Origin of the sequence: Gordonia sp. BP-119, from assembly GCF_016924115.1 — a bacterium.
Taxonomy (GTDB): Bacteria; Actinomycetota; Actinomycetes; order Mycobacteriales; family Mycobacteriaceae; genus Gordonia; species Gordonia hongkongensis.
On record NZ_JAFFZF010000011.1, the window covers coordinates 15299 to 32256 of the forward strand.

Consider the following 16958-nt stretch of genomic DNA (forward strand, 5'->3'; position numbering starts at 1 on the left):
CGCCCCTCCCCGGGACAGCAACGAGCCCGGGACAGCGATGCTGTCCCGGGCTCGTGAAACGCTTGCGCGTGAGTCGGTCTTACTTGACCGAAACCTTGGCGCCGGCCTCTTCGAGCTTGGCCTTGGCAGCCTCGGCGGCCTCCTTGTCGACCTTCTCCAGCAGAGCCTTCGGAGCGCTCTCGACGAGGTCCTTGGCTTCCTTCAGGCCCAGGCCCGAGACGACCTCGCGGACGACCTTGATGACCTGGATCTTCTTGTCGCCGGCACCCTCGAGGATGACGTCGAACTCGTCCTGCTCGGCAGCAGCCTCGGCGCCACCGGCAGCCGGGGCACCGGCAGCGGCGACGGCGACCGGAGCCGCAGCGGTGACCTCGAAGACCTCTTCGAACTTCTTCACGAAATCGCTGAGCTCCAGCAGGGTCAGTTCCTTGAACTGATCGATGAGCTCGTCAGCGGTGAGCTTCGCCATGGTTGGCGTCCTTCCTGTCAGTCCCCGTACGGGGCTTCGGTGTTCATCCCCGTACGGTTCGGGGATTGGTGTGGTGCGGCGGACGACCTATTCGGTCTCGCCGGCTTCGTTCTTCTTCTCCTGCAGGGCCGCGGCCAGGCGCGCCACCTGCGAAGCCGGCTGGTTGAACAGACCGGCGGCCTTTGCCAAGTTGCCCTTCATGGCACCGGCGAGCTTGGCCAGCAAGACCTCACGGGTCTCAAGGTCGGCGATCTGCTCGATCTCGGCAATGGACAGCGCGCGGCCGTCCATGTACCCGCCCTTGATGACCAGCGCCTTGTTGTCCTTGGCGAACGTCTTGATCGCCTTCGCGGCCACGACCGGCTCACCTTCGATGAAGGCGATCGCGGTCGGACCGGTGAACAGCTCGTCGAGCCCTTCCACGCCCGCCTCAGCAGCGGCACGCTTCACCAGGGTGTTCTTGGCGACGGAGTAGGTTGCACCCTCACCGAGGGAACGTCGCAACGTGCTGATCTGGGTGACGGACAGGCCACGGTATTCCGTGACAACCGTCGCCGTGGAGCTCTTGAACTGCTCCGCGATCTCCGCAACTGCGGCGACCTTTTCGGACTTGGCCATACTTCGCCTCCTCTCCTCGTCACTATGAGTTGGTCGAGTCCAACAGAAGAGCGACAGGCATCGGGAGGCGATCGAGGGCGGAGATGACAAACGCCCCGGCACACAGGCACGGGGCGTGAACGCACACACTGTTCGTGTGGAGCGACATTCCTCGTTCATCCTGCGTGGGCCGGCGACCTCGTCGCGCCTTCGTCCGGGAAATCCCGACGACCAACGGTCTCTGGTTGAACCGATACGACGCACGGGTGTGCATCACATCGACGACTAGGCTACGCGGACGTGGACGAACAATCCAAATCGTCGGACCTGCGGGACCCCAACGCCCGCGCACAGGCCGCCGCGGACGCCATCTACGACCGTCACCTGCAGCGGGCCTTCTGGCTGCCGGGGACACGTGCCGGAGCCGTCGCCTGGCCCATCGGGCGCGTGCAGGCCCAGTTCGGATCCTGGCATTACTGGTGGCAGGCACACCTCGTCGACCTGATCGTCGACGCCGCGATCCACCGTGTCGGCTCGGACCGCTCCTTCGACCCCGACGTCGCCGACGACGCCAACCGGCTGCTGCGCGGCATCCGGGTCCGCAACGGCGGCCGCTGGACCAACAACTATTACGACGACATGGCGTGGCTGGGACTGGCCATCGAACGCGCCGACCGGCACCTGCACCTCGACCATGCGAGCGGACTCCGTGTCCTCGCCGGGCAGATGCTCGACGCCTGGGTGCCCGCGGACGGCGGCGGCATCCCCTGGCGCAAGGCCGATCAGTTCTTCAACGCACCGGCCAACGGCCCGGCCGCGATCCTGCTGGCACGCACGGGTCACGTCGAACGCGCCGTGGCGATGTGCGACTGGATGGACGCCAACCTCGTCGATCCCGACACCCATCTGGTCATCGACGGTCTCAAGAAGCTGCCCGACGGTTCACTGAAACCCGAGACCGGCACCTACACCTACTGCCAGGGCGTCGTGCTGGGCGCCGAACTCGAGGCGTTGCGGACGACCGGGGATCGCCGGCACCTCGACCGGCTGGCCCGGCTGCTCGGCGCCGTCGAGCACCACTCCTGCACCGACGGGGTGATCAACGGCGGAGGTGGCGGCGACGGCGGCCTCTTCCACGGCGTACTGGCCCGCTACCTCGCACTCATCGCCACCGACCTGCCCGAGGCCGACGGTTCGGATGAACTCCGTACGCGGGCAGCCCGGATCGTGACCCGTAGCGCGGACGCCGCGTGGGCTCATCGCACCGAGTTCGCCGGCCGGGTGATCTTCTCCAGCGACTGGCGACGCACCGCGGTGATCCCGACCGACGCCGGCACGAAAGCCCAGTTCGTGGCAGGCGCCGTCAATCCGTCCGAGGTCCCGGAGCGGGATCTGTCGGTGCAGTTGTCGGCGTGGATGGTGCTCGAGGCGGCGGCCGCCATCGACCTGGGTTTACCTGAATGTGACCAGGAACACACACGGCCATGACCAAAAGACGCCACCTCGTTAGCCATCCGATACCGGCGCTGAGTTATCCTTCAGCGACTACGTGAAGTGACCTGGACCACACTGTGATCCGCAGCCAGCGGACGGGCCGGGAAGCAAGCGACCGACACAACGGGGTGTCGGTGTCCACCCGGCCGTCTCGATCCGTGCAACAACTCGCGGGTGCGACACCTCATCCCAGGCAGGGTGATGCACCATGACGTACCAGCTGGATCCCACACAGCCGCGCGCCCGCGTCGCTCCGTCGACGCGAACCCGCACCACTGGTGCGCCGCATTTCGGCACGCTCCCCCTCGGCGATCCCACCGGCGGCGCCGACGGTCTCCGCTGGCGCGAGCAGGTCGACGGCAAGCAGCTCTACCCGCGCGTCGTCATCGACCGGAACGTCTCCATCACCATGAGCGACGGCGTCGTCCTGCGCGCCACGGTCATCCGGCCCGCCAACCGGTTCGGGCAGACGATCCTCACCCCCTATCCCGCGGTCATCAACATCAACCCGTACAACCGCGCGGCCATCGACTTCATCGACCAGACCCTCCACGCCCCCGTCCTCGGCAAGGCACTGCACACCGCATCCCGGTCGATGGACGCGACGGGCACGGCCCTCGAGGGACTCACGACGTTGACACAGACCCTGTCGGGCGGCGTCTTCGACGTCTTCGGCATCAATCGCAACCTGGTACGCAGCGGGTACGTGCAGGTCGTCGTCGACGTCCGCGGAACCGGCGCGAGCCTGGGTAAATGGCAGATCCTCGGTCCTCGCGAGCAGCAGGACTCGGTGGAGGTCATCGATTGGGTGACCGAGCAGGAGTGGTGCGACGGGACCGTCGGGATGGCCGGCTGGTCGTACTCGGCGATCAACTCGCTGCAGGCCGCGGACAAGCGGCCGCCACAGCTGAAAGCCGTGTTCGCCGTAGAGGGTTGCGACGACCTGGTGCGCGACATCTACATCACCGGCGGCATGCCGTCGGCCTTCATCCCGGTGTGGTTGTCCGCGGTCAACATGCTCAAGTGGGTTCCCAACCCCGCCAACGTGATCCGCGACCTCGTGCGCGGCGACGCGGTGCGCTGGGCGATCGACCGGGTGAAGTCCCCGGCCACCGAGATCCCCTCGCTGCTGTGGGGGTTCCTGACCGCCCGTGATCCACGCATCTTCGACGACCCGTACTTCGACGCCCGCGACCCGATCGTCGACCGCATCGAAGCACCCACCTTCACCGTCGGCGCCTGGCATGATCTGTTCGGCCGCAGTGCAACCGGTGTGTACGAGCGCCTGCAGATGGAGCCGGGCCGCAAGCAGATGATCGTCGGCGACGGCTATCACCTCGACGTGGGGTCGGGATACGGCGGCAAGTTCGCTCCCCCGCGTCTGGACGTCCTCGAACGCGCGTGGTTCGACCGCTGGCTCAAGGGCCACCGCAACGGGATCGAGTACTACGGGCCGGTCACCATGCTGCAGCAGGGCGGTGCGTGGACCGCGGGGCAGAGCTTCCCCCGTCCCGGGGTGGCCCCGACGCGGCTCTACCTGACTGCCGAACCGTCGTCGACCGCCGACCATTGCGTCCACGACGGTTCGCTGAGCACCACTCCCGCACAGGGTGTTTCGTCCCTACACGTCCGGCCCGACACCCGCGGACTCCGGTCCCGGGACATGACCCAGGTGACCGCGGGGGCGACGCTGGCCCTCGGCGCGGACTTCGCCCGGGATGCGCGATACCAGGAGCGAGGCGCGTTGTCGTTCACCACGGAGCCGGTCGGAGAGGCCACCCCGATCAGCGGCGCCATGAACTTGCGCCTCAACGTCGCCACCACGGCACACGAGGCCGTCTGGGCGGTGACCGTGAACGACGTCGCTCCCGACGGTACGTCGGTGGTGCTGACCAACGGTGCGCTGTCGGCGTCGAATCGCGCACTGGATCAATCGAAGTCGACGTACGCCGACGACGGCAGCCTGCTCTCGGCGCACCACTATCTGTCCCGCAAGCGCAAGCTGCCGGTGCCCGCCGACGAACCGATCCGCCTCGACGTCGATCTCGTCCCCACCGACGCGGTCCTGCAGCCGGGCCATCGGCTCCGGGTCGACGTCTACGCCGCGAGTCTCCCGCGTTACCTGACGCTCGTGCCCGACCTCATCAAGGCACGCGGCCGCCGACACCAGCGCCTGGTCCTCGACCCCGACCACCCGAGCCACCTGACGCTGCTCGCCGGCGACGGGCTGCGCTGAGATCATTCACCCCACCCCGGAATCCGACAGCACGACGCGATAGACGAACGCGGCTTCGGGCCCCAGTACGAGCCCGACGAGTTCGATGAGCGTCAGCACGAATCCGCGCCCGTGAGCCGGGCCGGTCGTGCCGTCGAGGTGATGGGCGAGCTCGTGCAGCACCACCAGTTCACGCAGCGCCCAGCGTCCGTCGGCCGCGGACGGGATGGCGATCTCGGCGGCGACCGGCACACCGTTGGATCTGCGAACCCGCGCCGCGTAGTGGGCGGACCGCTGGCCGCGCCGTTCGCGGACCGATACCGGGTGCGACGCGCGCTCGAAACTCGACCGCACGCCCGGCAGCGCGAGCACGCGGCCCACGTAGTCGTCGACGGCGTCGATCGAGGCGAAGCGCGCCTCCGCGGGGAGGGTGACCTCGGTGCCGGCGAGTTGCACCGTCCGTGACGACGACACGTTGTCGAACAGGCGATGCACGAGGTGCTCGGCCTCATAGAATCGTGCGCGCCCGGTGTCCCGTTCACTCACGGCATCGCCGATGATGAGAGACCCCGGAGCCGATGGGAGACTTCATGCGCCGTCCCGACCTCGATGCCGTACGCGAGCGCGTGATGCGGCTGCCCGGCGCCTCCCTGATGCTCCGCATCGTCATCGACATGGCTCGAGGCAATCTCACGGACCGGTCGATGACCCTGGCCGCGCAGGCCTTCACCTCGATCCTCCCGGTCGTGATCCTGGTGCTCACCCTGCCGGGCGCCAGCGTCGTCGACGACGCACTCACCCAGCTCGGTATCCCCGTCAGCAGTCTCGACACGCCCACGATCGACGACCCGACCTCAGCGACGACCTTCGGCATCGTCGGTGCGCTGATGACCATCGCCGGCGCCACCTCCCTGTCCCGTGCCCTCGGCCGAATGTATGTGTCGATCTGGGACGTCGCCAAACTGCCGTGGAGCAGCTTCTGGCGATGGGTCGTCGTCGTCTTCCTCATCCCCGCCGCGGTCACCGTGCAGGGTCTGTCCACCGGAGTGGAGGCCACCTCGCTGTTCGGCATGCACATCGGCGATCGGGGCGTCCTGGGAATCGGGCTCATCGTCGCCGTGACCGTGTTGATCTGGTCGGTCACCTTCACCGCGATCCCGCGGCTCCTGGTGTCGTCGCAGGTACCGATGAAGCTGCTCGTCCTCAACGGCCTCGGTACCGGTATCCTCATCACCGCCCTACTCGCCGGCAGCCGCGTCGCACTGCCGACGCTCGCGGCGGGCACCATCCGCAGTTACGGCACCCTCGGTGTCGTCTTCGTCGCGATCAGCTGGCTGTTCGTGTTCGCACTCATCCTCGTCGTCACCGCCATCGTCGTGCACGCCGTGGCAACGGACGAGGGTCGTCTGGGCCGGTGGGTGCGGCGGTGGGCCGGCACACCGACACCGTTCGTCCCGCACCCGTCTGCATCCTGGTACGACCGGCCGCCCGGGGGTCCGGTCGACGCCCCGCCCACGCGTGTGGAGCCCTAACCCTCCAAAGCGCCACGCGCACCGCCGAACTCGCGGTCGGCACCGATCTTCGCGCGACGTCCCGCGCGGTCGCCGGCGCGGCGTGCGGCCTCCGAGTAGCCGGCCGAGGCGCTCGACGGACGCCACGTCCCGCGAGCACTCGACTCCGTCCGGTAGAAGTCGGTGACCTCGATCTCCTTGTTGCGCAACGCGACCGCCGTCGAGCGCGTGGTGTCCCCGGAGTCGCGTTCGGCGGCCAGGGCCTCCGCACGCGCGGCGTCGCGGGCCTCGGCGAGACGCTTGCCGATGCGTTCGGCGAACGCCGACTGAAAGTTGAGCCGCGCCGTGATCGGCGACAGCGGCTTCTCCTCGATCACCCGCCGGGCACGCCACCCGTTCCCGCGGGTGACGACCCGCGCGAACGTCTCGCCCTTGTAGGCACCCGACCGCAGGTAGGCGTCGCTGGCCGCGACCATCTGCACGATCAGCGACGTGTAGAGGGCCTCGCAGGCGTCGATGTCGGCTTCGTACCCGTAGGCGAGCACGAAGGTCGAGTTGCTCGCCACGTCGACGGTCACGTCGTTGGCGGCGGTGATGGCGACGAAGAGCTGCACATAGGTCCGCAGTCCGCGTTTGCCGGGCTCGCCGATCGCGATCTGGCGACTGATCGGGGTGACCTTCTTGCGCGCCGCGGGGTCGTGGGCACGCGCCACCGCCAGGTCGATCGACGACGCCGTCGCGAGCCGCTGGGCGGCCTGCATGAAGGTCTCGGCCTCGTGCTCGTTGTCGGTGTTCTCCGCTTGACGGAGAAGGGCGGAGATCCGGGTGAGCAGCTTGTCGTCGCGCATGTAACTCAGACTATCCAGCGGCCCGTTCGGTTCCATCTGAGCGCGAATTGCCCCGAGACAACGTCTCGGCAACCCGCAGGAGGAGGGTGCAGGCGGCGATCGCGACCCCGGCCCACAACCCGGCGACACCCCAGTGACGTTCTGCGAAACCGCCGCACACCGCGCCCAGGACGAACACCGGCCACATCCAGAACACCGCCAGCCACGCCCACGGTCGATCGGTACCCAGCGAGGCGACCAGCTCGTGCGCGGACTTCACCAGCGTGCCGGTGACGTACGTCAAGCCGCCCGGCACCGTCGAGGTGTGCGACAGTGCCGAGTTGATCGCGCCGGTCGCCGTCGCCACCACGATCATCCCGGCCGTCGGCGACGCGGTCAGCGCGACAACGGTGCCGGCGAGAAGCGTCACCGTCACGGCTACGAGAACCCAGACCGGCGAGTGCTGTCCGCCCCAGCGACCGAGTGCCGCGCCGCCCACGGCCCCGCCGAAGAAGGCCGCGACGAGTCCGGCGACGACCGCGATCGTCGACCACCCGCCCGCGGCCGTCGACGCTCCCAGGATCGTCGAATTGCCGGACATGAACGCGACGAAGCTGCCCTTGAGCACGACGAACGCGATGGCGTCGACCAGCCCGGCCAGGAACAGCAACGCCGCCGCGATCGCGATGTCCGGGTGGTTGCTGCTCAGGTACTTGTCGAGTCGGACCGCCATGGGCACGAATCTAACGCCTACTCCGGTCGCGGCCGGATCGTTGCTCGCATCCGACCCATGGCCCTGGACTGGTCAGCTGTCCGGTGGGGCCCACCGCGCGATGTCGGCGTCTGCGACCGGCCGGTCCGCGGTCGCCCGCTGGGTCATCCGCAGCTGGTTCCCGAACGGATCCCGGAACGCACAATCGGTGCCGTAGGGCTGGTCTTCGGGGTCCTGGGTGAACTCGACGCCGCGTGCGACGAGCGCCGCGTGGGTGCCGCGACAATCGTCGGTCGACAGGATCGTCACCGGCATCGCCCCCTGCGTCACGAGGTCGCGGATCTTCGCGGCGGTCTCGTCGGAAAGCGCGGGCGGCCCGGGCTTCTCGAGCAGGATGAGCCGGTCGGGTTGACCGGGCGGCGCGATCGTCAACCACCGCATGAAACCCATGTCGACGTCGGTGTCGACCGTGAAACCGAGTGTGCCGACGTAGAAGTCGAGTGCGACGTCCTGATCGAGGACGTAGACGGAATGGATACCGATGCCGTTGATCATGCGCCCGACGATACGACCGGCGGCCCGGTCGGCGCTTCTCCGAAATCGCTCACTTCGGCCGCTCGCGGGACCCCGGTGGCAGCATCGCTCGGCCTGGTCCACCGGCGCACGAAGCAACCGGGAACGGGAATCGGAGCGACACGCTGCCGGTAGGCCGTGGGACTACAGCAGACGATTCGGCTGAACGTCCGGCCGAACGTGCCAGGACTGTCGTAGCCGACCAGCAACGCGACGTCGAGCACCGGGACGTCGGTGGTCCGAAGGAGGGCACAGGCTCGCTCGATGCGCCGACGCTGCAGGTAGCGGTGCGGCGTCTCCCCGAACACGGCCCGGAACCGGCGGATGAAGTGCGACGGCGACATCAGCGCGATGCGGGCGAGCGTTGCGATGTCGAGGTCGTCGGCGTAGGAGAGGTCGATGGCGTCGCGCGCACGGAGCAACCGGCGGTTCTCGTCCTCGACCTGGGTGAACACGTCACCCAGTGTGACGCACGCTCAGTGCTTCTCGCAGGCGATGCCGTCCCCGTCGCGGTCGCTCTCGGAGTTCGCCTCGTACAGTTCGTCGTCGACGGTGAACGTCGTGACCGGCGTACCCGACGTCGAGTCGACGGCGCCGGTCTTGCCGACACCGTGCGGGTAGTCGCCGCGCAGTTCGGTGCAATTGGCGTAGTCGGTTGCCGCCGCGGCGGGTGCCGCCACCATCAGCGGAGCTACCGTCATCGACGCCGCGGCCAGAAATCCGGGAACCATCTTTCGCGAGCAACGCATCGTGCTTGACCTTCTTCGTAGTGTCCCCCGACACCTCAATTGTGACGAAGTGACACTACGGGTTCCGGCCGGCGAAAAGCGCATGCGACGCGAAGATTGGTCCGGCCGACGGACACGCCATCGGCCGGACCCGGCATCGGAAGGCGCGGGGTCAGCGACGCGGCTGTTCCTTCAGCAGCGCACTGCCGAGCGGGACGCCCCAGCTGTACATTGTGCCGACATATCCGTTCTTGGTGCGCCGAAACTCCGTACGCGCGAACCACTGCATCACCGGGTCCGCAGTGTGCGCCACGACGCCGCCGTGTGGAGTCTGCTGGATCTGCTGACGCTGCAGATTCCACGGCCCGATCCCGTAGTAGTCGGTGTACATGCCGTTGCCGATGACCCGCGCATTCGACTCCGGCATCGGAACGAATCCGTAGATGAGTTGCTGCTGTTTGTAGTTGCCCGGCTTGATCTTGGCGTCGGAATCACCCGCGCCCACAGTCAATCCGAATACTGCCGCTCCGGCGATCAACGCCCCCGCTATCAATCTCTTCACGACGGCAGACGCTAGCAGCGTCGACGTCGGGTTCCATCTCGCTTTCCACAGCCTCCGGCAAGCCTGCCATTCGACAACGCGTATTGGTACAGTCCGGCCAGGAAACCACCGACAGCGGGGAAACGATGATCAGGAACGACGTCGAGTTCGATTCGTCCGGGACGACATGCCGGGCCTGGTCGTACCGGCCCGAGGGAACCACTCCGGCGCCGGTCATCGTGATGGCGCACGGGCTCGGTGCGGTCCGGCGGATGCGCCTGGACGCGTTCGCCGAGCGCTTCTCCGCCGCGGGATACTCGTGCCTGGTGTTCGACTACCGCCACTTCGGTGACAGCGACGGCGAACCGCGACAGCTGCTGTCCATTCGCCGCCAACTCGACGACTGGGCCGCGGCAATCGCCTTCGCCCGAACACTCAGCGGTGTCGACACCTCACGGATAGTGCTGTGGGGCACCTCCTTCGGCGGCGGACACGTCCTCGTCGCGGGCGAACGCGACGGCCGGGTGGCCGCAGTGATCTCCCAGTGCCCCTTCACCAGCGGCGTCGCATCCACCGCCGCGCTGGGCGTGGCGTCCGGGGCAAAGGTGACCGTGCGCGCGCTCGCGGATCTGGCAGGTTCGGCACTGGGCCGTCCGCCGGTCACCGTCGGCCTCGCCGGTGCGCCCGGCTCGGCCGCCCTGATGACGGCACCCGACGCGGTGTCGGGATACCTACCGCTGGTGCCCGACGACCTGGAGTTCATCAACGAGGTCGCCGCGCGGGTCGGTCTCGCCATCCCGCTGCACACGCCTGGTCGGGCATTGCGAAAGCTCACCTGTCCCACGCTCGTGTGCATCTGCGACAAGGACACCGTGGCGCCGGCCGGACCGACTGCCCGGTACGCCCGCCGCGCCCCGGCAGCGCGAGTGATTCGTTATCCGGCACAACATTTCGACATCTACGTCGGCGACGACTTCGAGCGGGTGGTCGCCGATCAGCTCGAGTTCTTGCGCGGGACCGTCCCCGTGTGACGTCAGAACCCGAACCGCGCCTGCATCCCGCGCAGCGTTTCCGCCGATGCCAGCAGACCCGCCCGCTCGGAGTCCGACAGCGGGACATCGAGCCGGGTCTGGGCACCACCGCGGTCGACGACGGTCGGCAACGAGAGGCACACGCCGTCGAGCCCCTCGATACCGTCGGCCCGCGTCGACACCGGCAGCACCCGGTGTTCGTTGTTCAGGATCGCTTCGACGATGCGCGTCGAGGCCAGACCGATCGCGTAGTTCGTCGCCCCCTTGCCCTCGATGATGGTGTACGCGGCGTGCACGACCTCGTGGTGAATACGTTCGCGCGCAACGACGTCCATCGCCGGACGGCCGGGTAGCGGCGTCCACGAGGTGAGCGGCACGCCCCCGATCGACGCCGAACTCCACAGCGGGATCTCGCTGTCGCCGTGTTCGCCGACGATGTAGGAGTGCACGCTCTGTACCGCGACCCCGCAGTGTTGCGCGATCAGGAATCGCAGCCGGGACGAGTCCAGCACCGTGCCCGACCCGAAGACCTGGTGCGGTGACAGCCCGCTGATCTCCTGGGCGGCGTAGGTGACGATGTCGACGGGATTGGTGACCATCACATAGATCGCGGTCGGGGCCACCGCCAGCACCCCGGGGAGGATGGCTCGTGTGAGACCGATTGTGGCCTCGGCCAATTCGAGGCGCGACTGCCCTGGCTTCTGCTTCGCGCCGGCGGTGAACACGACGACGTCAGCGTCCGCGCACACCGACACGTCGTCGGATCCGATGATGTCCGCGCGGGGCACGAACTCGAGGCCGTGGGACATGTCGAGCACCTCGGCGGTCACCTTGGCGGCGTTGATGTCGAGGAGGGCGATGGTCCGTGCGACACCTCGGATGAGGGATGAGTAGGCGATCGCGGTGCCCACCGCACCCGCCCCGATGATGGCCAGTTTCGTGTCTCGTACGTCCATCGGTTCACCGTTTCCGCGTCGGGTTCATCGATCGTCGGCACCCAGCGTAGGTGCTCGCGTGCCGGCTGTCCGGGCTGCGCCGGCCGACCGCGCGTTCGGTCGGCGGTCGATGTTGATAGCGTGAGCGCCGAGAACGGTCACACCCGCACACGTGGGTGTCAGGGAACCCGGTGTGAATCCGGGACTGGCGCGCAACGGTATGGGAGACGGATTCGGCGCGGACACCGGGGCGACCCGGGAAGGCGCCGGCGCCACGATCCCGAGTCCGATTACCGGCCGTTCTCGCTCGAGTCCATCGTGTATCTCGCGCACAGATACCCAGACCGATAGGCAGTACCACCCGTGTCCCGTCGTACCGACGGCACGACCGAGAGCGCGACCGCCCCGTCGGTCCGGCGACTCCCGTCGACGCCGCTAGCCGCAGTATTGTTCGTCCTCACCCTCCTCAGCATCGCCCTGGCCACCGCTTTCGGCGCGGAGACCATCCCCGTCGGCGACGTGTGGCACACCGTCGTCGGCCGGATGACCGGGGCTGAGCTCGACTCCGCGCACGCCGTCATCATCTGGGATCTCCGGTTGCCCCGGTCCGTGCTGGCCGCGCTGGTCGGAGCCGGGCTGGCGCTGGCCGGCGCACTCATGCAGGCCCTGGTCCGCAACCCACTGGCCGAGCCGTACCTGCTGGGTGTGTCCGCCGGCGCGGCGGTCGGGGCCACCGCGGTGATGACCCTCGGCGTGCTCGCGGGACTGGGCGTCTGGGCGCTGTCCGGCGGGGCGCTGCTCGGCGCGCTGGCCGCCACCGTCACGGTGTACCTGGTGGCCCGCGCCCAGGGCGGGCTGACCGCGCTGCGACTCATCCTGTCCGGGGTGGTGTTGTCGTCGGCGTTCATGGCGTTGTCGTCGCTGCTCGTGTTCACCGCCGCCGACCCGCACGCCGCCGACAACGTGATGTTCTGGATGCTCGGCAGCGTCGCGGGCGCCACCTGGGCGAAAGTGCAGATCGCCGGGGCGGTCGTGCTGGTCACCGTCGTGGCCATGCTCGCCATCCACTCCTGGCTCGATGCCTACGCGGCCGGCACCGACACCGCGACGTCGCTGGGCGTGCCGGTACGGGCGATGCGCAACGCGCTGTTCGGTGTCCAGGGTCTCCTGGTCGGCGTGCTCGTCGCGGTGGCGGGCGGCATCGGCTTCGTCGGTCTCATCGTCCCGCACGCGGCGCGACTCCTGGTCGGCGCCACCCACCGCGCGATGTTGCCGGTGGCGGTCTGCGGCGGTGCGCTCTTCCTGGTGTGGGTCGACGTCATCTCACGGGTGGCGGCCGCACCGCGCGAGATGCCGCTGGGCATCGTGACCGGCCTGATCGGGGCGCCGATCTTCCTGTTCCTCATGGGACGACGCCAGTACGTGTTCGGGGGAGGCTCGTGATCGACCCCGCCCGCGCATCGTCGATGTCGTTGCGCGCGAACGCGCTTGCGTGCCGTCGCGGTGGCCGCGTCGTACTGCGGGATGTCGATCTCGCGGTCCCCGCCGGCACCCGACTGGCCATCGTCGGGCCCAACGGTTCCGGCAAGACCACCCTGCTGCGCACGCTGTGCGGTCTCGAACGACCAGTCGCCGGCACCGTCGAGGTGAACGGAGACGACCTCCACCACATCCCCTCCCGACGCCGCGCCATGTCGATGGCGGTGGTCGGCCAGGAGGAACAGCCCTCCGCTGAGCTGACGGTCGCCGAGGCGGTCGGCCTCGGCCGGACCCCGTACCGGTCGGCCTGGTCCACCGGGAGTTCCGACGACAAGACGGTGGTCGATCGCGCGTTGATCCAGGTCGGGCTCGACGGCTGGGGCACCCGCTCGTGCACCCAGCTGTCCGGCGGCGAACGGCACCGCGTCGTCCTCGCCCGCGCGCTCGCTCAGCAGACCCCGATCCTGGTGCTCGACGAACCCACCAATCACCTGGACGCCGCCTGGCGACTACGCCTGATGGAGGTTCTCGACGAGCTCGACGCCACCGTGGTCGCGGCGATGCACGACCTCGACCTCGTGTTGCGTCACTTCGACTCCGTCGCAGTGGTTTCCGACGGCGGTGTCATCGTGCACGGGCCACCGGTCGAGGTGCTGACGCCGGCTCTGCTGGCCGACGTCTTCGAGGTGTCCGGCACCGTCGTCGACCATCCATCGACGGGCCTGCCCCATCTGCTCCTGAACACTCCCACCACCACACCCGCCCCCAGCACTCTGACGAAAGACATCCCGTGAGAGGACATCCTTTGACCATACGTACGTCCCGAGTCCACCCGACCGTCGCCATCGTGGCGGCGGCTCTGACGCTGGGAACTGCCACCGCCTGCGGTGCCGACAGCACTGTGGCGTCGGAAAGCACTGTCACCGTATCGAATTGCGGAGCCGACGTCGCTTACCCGCAACCCCTCGACCGGTTGTTCGTCAACGACGGCGGCATGATCGCGATCGCACTCGCCGCGGGTGCCCGTGACAACATGGTGGCGGTCAGCGCGCTCGCCCGGGACAAGGACGTCCTGCGGCTGGAGTACGGACCCCAGGTCGACACGCTGAACGAGGTCGCGACCGAACGTCCCACCCTCGAGAACATCGTCGCGGCGAAACCCCAAGTGCTGTATGCCGGATACAACTACGGCATGAGCGAGTCGCGCGGGATCACACCCGAGATTCTCGCCGGACACGGCATCGACGTGTACCAGTTGTCCGAGGCGTGCCGGCAGACCGAGGGCGAGGCGCAGCGCGGCACCATGGACCCGTGGGTCGCGCTCGACACCGATCTGCGCAACATCGGCACCCTCACCGGCAATCCCGAGCAGGGCGCCGCCGCGGCCGACGAGGTGGCCGACCGCCTCGAGAAGCTGCGCGCCGCACCACAACCCGCCGCGAAACCGACGGTCTTCGTCTTCGACAGCGTCTCGGACACCATCTTCTCCTCCGGATCCTTCGGCGGCCCGCAGGGCATCATCGACGCCGCGGGCGCGCGCAACGCGACCGAGGACATCGAGGACACCTGGACCGCCGTGAGCTGGGAACGCCTCACCACCGCGGACCCCGACGTCATCGTGTTCGTCGACTATCCCGGCCAGTCGGTCGACGAGAAGATCGCCGCCCTGCGTTCTAATCCGGCGAGCCGGAACCTGAAGGCCGTGCGCGAGAACCGCTTCGTGAACCTGCCGTACGCGATGTGGGTGTCGAGCCCACTCAACATCGACGCCGCCGAGATCATGCGCGGCGTTCTCGAGAACCACGGCCTCGCACCGGAATCCGGTATCACCCCTTCCCTGGATGTCGCGCAATTGGACCTCGGGGGCAACAACTGGCTGGAGTGAGTCGCGGGACGCCCCGTTGAACACGTGGGGCCGCGGCGATTGTCGCGCCGCCGCCCATGGGAATCCAGTGCACCCACCGTCGAAGTTCGCAACACCTGACTGCGTTCGCACCCCTACCATGAGGCACCGACAAGTTCGAGCCGACGAATACCGTTGCACAACATGGCTTTTTGGGATTGCCATCCGGCCACGCGGGTGTACACTCGAACGTACATTCGCAGCAACGGTTCTTCGGGGGAGGTGACCGTCATGCCCAGCACCACACCACTCGCCGACCACGGCGCGCCCGTGTCCCGCGCGGCCGAACTCGTCGCCGAACTCCACGCGAACCTCGACGAACTACAGACCGTCGACTTGTCCTCGTGCACCGACGAAGAACTGATCGACGTCGCCGCGGAGACCGAACGCGCCATCGCGCGTCTGACCGTTGCCGGTGACCGGCAGATCGATCAGGTCGAGGCCCGCGACCTACCCCGCAAGGCCGGCTGCCGAACCCTCATGCAGTTCATGACACACCGGCTACGAGTCTCGAACCCGATGCGCCGCCGTAAGCAGATGGACGCCACCGCCCACCGCACCAGCCTCGGCGGCGAGGTCCTCCCACCCGAATACCCCTGCCTCGCCGAAGCTTTCGCACAAGGAACAGTCGGCACCGCGCACGTGCAGGCCACCCTCGACGTCCTCGACCGCATCCCGGTCGCCGTCGACCACGACATCAAGGTCGCCGCTGAACGACAGATGGCCGAGATCGCCACCGACCACACCCCGGCCGACATCACCCAACTCGGCTCGCGGCTGCTTGCCCACCTCGACCCCGACGGCACCCTGGCCGATGACACCGACCAGAAACGACGCCGCGGCCTGTGGATCGGACGGCAACGCGCCGACGGCACCGCCAAAATATCGGGCACCCTGACACCCGCACTCGCCGCCCGACTCACCATGATGTTCGCCGTGTGGGGCAAACCCGGACTCAACAACCCCGACGACCCACAGTCGCCCCAAGGCCCGGCCGGCACCGCCGACCCCGAAGCCCTGGCCACCGCAGCCGACCGCGACGGCCGCACCCTCGCCCAGACCAATCACGACGCACTCGACGCCGCACTCGCCGCCGGATTCGCCGACGGAACACTCGGCACCTCGCACCGCGGCCTGCCCGTGCAACTGATCATCAAAGCCGACCTCGGCGACCTCATCCGCGAAGCCGGACTCGCGACCACCGCCACCGGAACCCTGCTGCCCATCCGGGACCTGATCGCGATGGCCGGTGACGTCCAGCCATGGTTGGCGATCTTCAAAGACGCCACCACCGTCCCCCTGCACTTCGGGCGCGGCAGACGTCTGGCCACCCGCGAACAACGCCTCGTCTCCTTCGCCCGCCCCGACGGGGAAGTGTGTTCGGCACCCGGCTGCGATCAGCCCGCCACCCAGGTCGAACTCCACCACGCCCACAAAGATTGGGCCAAAGGCGGACTCACCGACATCGACGACCTCGCCCCCGCCTGCCCGCGACACAACCGCATGGTCGGCGACCAACCCGGCCAATACACCACCCGCATCGCCCGATCCGGACCCGACGAAGGCCGCTGCCTCTGGCGATTGAACGCCGAACCCGGCGTACCACCCAATCCCGAACACCTCAACCGCCGACCCGACATACCCCGGCGGTTCGCACAACACCTGAACACCGTGCGCAACGAGATCCACAGACCTGCCACCAGGTCCGGCGACCAGTCGCGCCCGAACCGGTCGCGCCCCGACGCCGTCGGCTACGGCGACCGCGGCCGGCGCCTCGAACTCGCTTATCGCGAACTGGTCCATCCGCGAACACCGCCGGAGCACCTCACCACCCCACCGCTGACCCCGGTCGAAGCAGCACTCGCACGCATACTCGCTGACCACGCGTGATTGCACACGACACGAGGGGCCCGGCATCGGAATGCCGGGCCCCTCGTGGGTGT

General features: G+C 68.3%; 18 protein-coding genes and 1 riboswitch. Of the genes, 8 read left to right on the forward strand and 10 right to left on the reverse strand.

The genetic code is table 11. The features are described from left to right. Positions 1-79: 79 nt before the first annotated feature. Entirely contained in the window at positions 80-469 is a 390-nt protein-coding gene (rplL, locus tag JW364_RS08815; RefSeq protein ID WP_004019500.1) for a 50S ribosomal protein L7/L12, read from the reverse strand. A gap of 87 nt (positions 470-556) precedes the next feature. Beyond that, positions 557-1087 carry a 50S ribosomal protein L10 gene (gene rplJ / locus JW364_RS08820; RefSeq protein ID WP_004019499.1) on the reverse strand — a complete coding sequence of 177 codons (531 nt, stop codon included), beginning with the start codon at positions 1085-1087 and terminating at the stop codon, positions 557-559. Between the two features lie 279 nt (positions 1088-1366). Between rplJ and JW364_RS08825 the strand changes: the two genes are divergently transcribed. Together JW364_RS08825 and JW364_RS08830 are read left to right on the forward strand one after the other, a co-directional pair. Next, positions 1367-2554, forward strand: coding sequence for a glycoside hydrolase family 76 protein (locus JW364_RS08825; protein WP_205333511.1), 1188 nt, complete (start codon positions 1367-1369; stop codon positions 2552-2554). 214 nt (positions 2555-2768) lie between these two features. Further along, complete coding sequence (locus tag JW364_RS08830; protein ID WP_205333510.1) at positions 2769-4796, forward strand: CocE/NonD family hydrolase; 2028 nt, start codon at positions 2769-2771, stop codon at positions 4794-4796. Between the two features lie 6 nt (positions 4797-4802). Here JW364_RS08830 and JW364_RS08835 read toward each other — a convergent pair whose 3' ends face one another. After that, positions 4803-5321 (reverse strand): TIGR04338 family metallohydrolase, encoded by a 519-nt coding sequence (locus tag JW364_RS08835; protein ID WP_078113079.1) that lies wholly within the window; start codon positions 5319-5321, stop codon positions 4803-4805. Positions 5322-5365: 44 nt separating this feature from the next. On the opposite strand from JW364_RS08835, the gene JW364_RS08840 reads away from it, so the two are divergent. Next, entirely contained in the window at positions 5366-6307 is a 942-nt protein-coding gene (locus JW364_RS08840) for a YhjD/YihY/BrkB family envelope integrity protein (RefSeq protein ID WP_159370210.1), read from the forward strand. Here the strand turns inward: JW364_RS08840 and JW364_RS08845 are convergent. From JW364_RS08845 to JW364_RS08870, 6 genes are all read right to left on the reverse strand, one after another. Next, entirely contained in the window at positions 6304-7134 is an 831-nt protein-coding gene (locus tag JW364_RS08845) for a DUF2786 domain-containing protein (RefSeq protein WP_205333509.1), read from the reverse strand. The two genes, JW364_RS08840 and JW364_RS08845, sit on opposite strands and share 4 nt — an antisense overlap. A gap of 10 nt (positions 7135-7144) precedes the next feature. Beyond that, complete coding sequence (locus JW364_RS08850) at positions 7145-7846, reverse strand: YoaK family protein (RefSeq protein ID WP_240198859.1); 702 nt, start codon at positions 7844-7846, stop codon at positions 7145-7147. A gap of 72 nt (positions 7847-7918) precedes the next feature. Next, positions 7919-8380, reverse strand: coding sequence for a VOC family protein (locus tag JW364_RS08855; RefSeq protein WP_065629259.1), 462 nt, complete (start codon positions 8378-8380; stop codon positions 7919-7921). Next, positions 8377-8853, reverse strand: a complete 477-nt coding sequence (locus JW364_RS08860) for a helix-turn-helix domain-containing protein (RefSeq protein ID WP_065629258.1) — start codon at positions 8851-8853, stop codon at positions 8377-8379. Before JW364_RS08860 ends, JW364_RS08855 begins: the two co-directional genes overlap by 4 nt. A 21-nt stretch (positions 8854-8874) precedes the next feature. Continuing rightward, positions 8875-9147, reverse strand: coding sequence for an excalibur calcium-binding domain-containing protein (locus JW364_RS08865; protein ID WP_205334516.1), 273 nt, complete (start codon positions 9145-9147; stop codon positions 8875-8877). A gap of 151 nt (positions 9148-9298) precedes the next feature. Next, entirely contained in the window at positions 9299-9688 is a 390-nt protein-coding gene (locus tag JW364_RS08870) for a hypothetical protein (RefSeq protein WP_139114240.1), read from the reverse strand. A 125-nt stretch (positions 9689-9813) separates the two neighbouring features. Here JW364_RS08870 and JW364_RS08875 point away from each other — a divergent pair, with 125 nt between their 5' ends. Beyond that, positions 9814-10698 (forward strand): alpha/beta fold hydrolase, encoded by an 885-nt coding sequence (locus JW364_RS08875; protein WP_205333508.1) that lies wholly within the window; start codon positions 9814-9816, stop codon positions 10696-10698. Between the two features lie 2 nt (positions 10699-10700). On the opposite strand, the gene JW364_RS08880 is transcribed toward JW364_RS08875, so the two are convergent. Beyond that, positions 10701-11654 carry an L-lactate dehydrogenase gene (locus JW364_RS08880; RefSeq protein WP_137809761.1) on the reverse strand — a complete coding sequence of 318 codons (954 nt, stop codon included), beginning with the start codon at positions 11652-11654 and terminating at the stop codon, positions 10701-10703. Between the two features lie 117 nt (positions 11655-11771). Then, a riboswitch (cobalamin riboswitch) is annotated at positions 11772-11950 on the forward strand. A gap of 46 nt (positions 11951-11996) precedes the next feature. Between JW364_RS08880 and JW364_RS08885 the strand changes: the two genes are divergently transcribed. The 4 genes from JW364_RS08885 (at position 11997) to JW364_RS08900 (ending at position 16905) form a co-directional block, all read left to right on the forward strand. Continuing rightward, on the forward strand, positions 11997-13076 hold the full coding sequence (locus JW364_RS08885) for an iron ABC transporter permease (RefSeq protein WP_065629253.1): 1080 nt from the start codon (positions 11997-11999) through the stop codon (positions 13074-13076). A 23-nt stretch (positions 13077-13099) separates the two neighbouring features. After that, on the forward strand, positions 13100-13906 hold the full coding sequence (locus tag JW364_RS08890; RefSeq protein WP_137809826.1) for an ABC transporter ATP-binding protein: 807 nt from the start codon (positions 13100-13102) through the stop codon (positions 13904-13906). Between the two features lie 11 nt (positions 13907-13917). Then, positions 13918-14997, forward strand: coding sequence for an ABC transporter substrate-binding protein (locus JW364_RS08895; RefSeq protein ID WP_205333507.1), 1080 nt, complete (start codon positions 13918-13920; stop codon positions 14995-14997). A 249-nt stretch (positions 14998-15246) separates the two neighbouring features. Next, a complete protein-coding gene (locus JW364_RS08900) occupies positions 15247-16905 on the forward strand; it encodes an HNH endonuclease signature motif containing protein (RefSeq protein ID WP_058253354.1) in 1659 nt (552 codons plus the stop codon). The last annotated feature ends 53 nt before the right edge of the window (positions 16906-16958 follow it).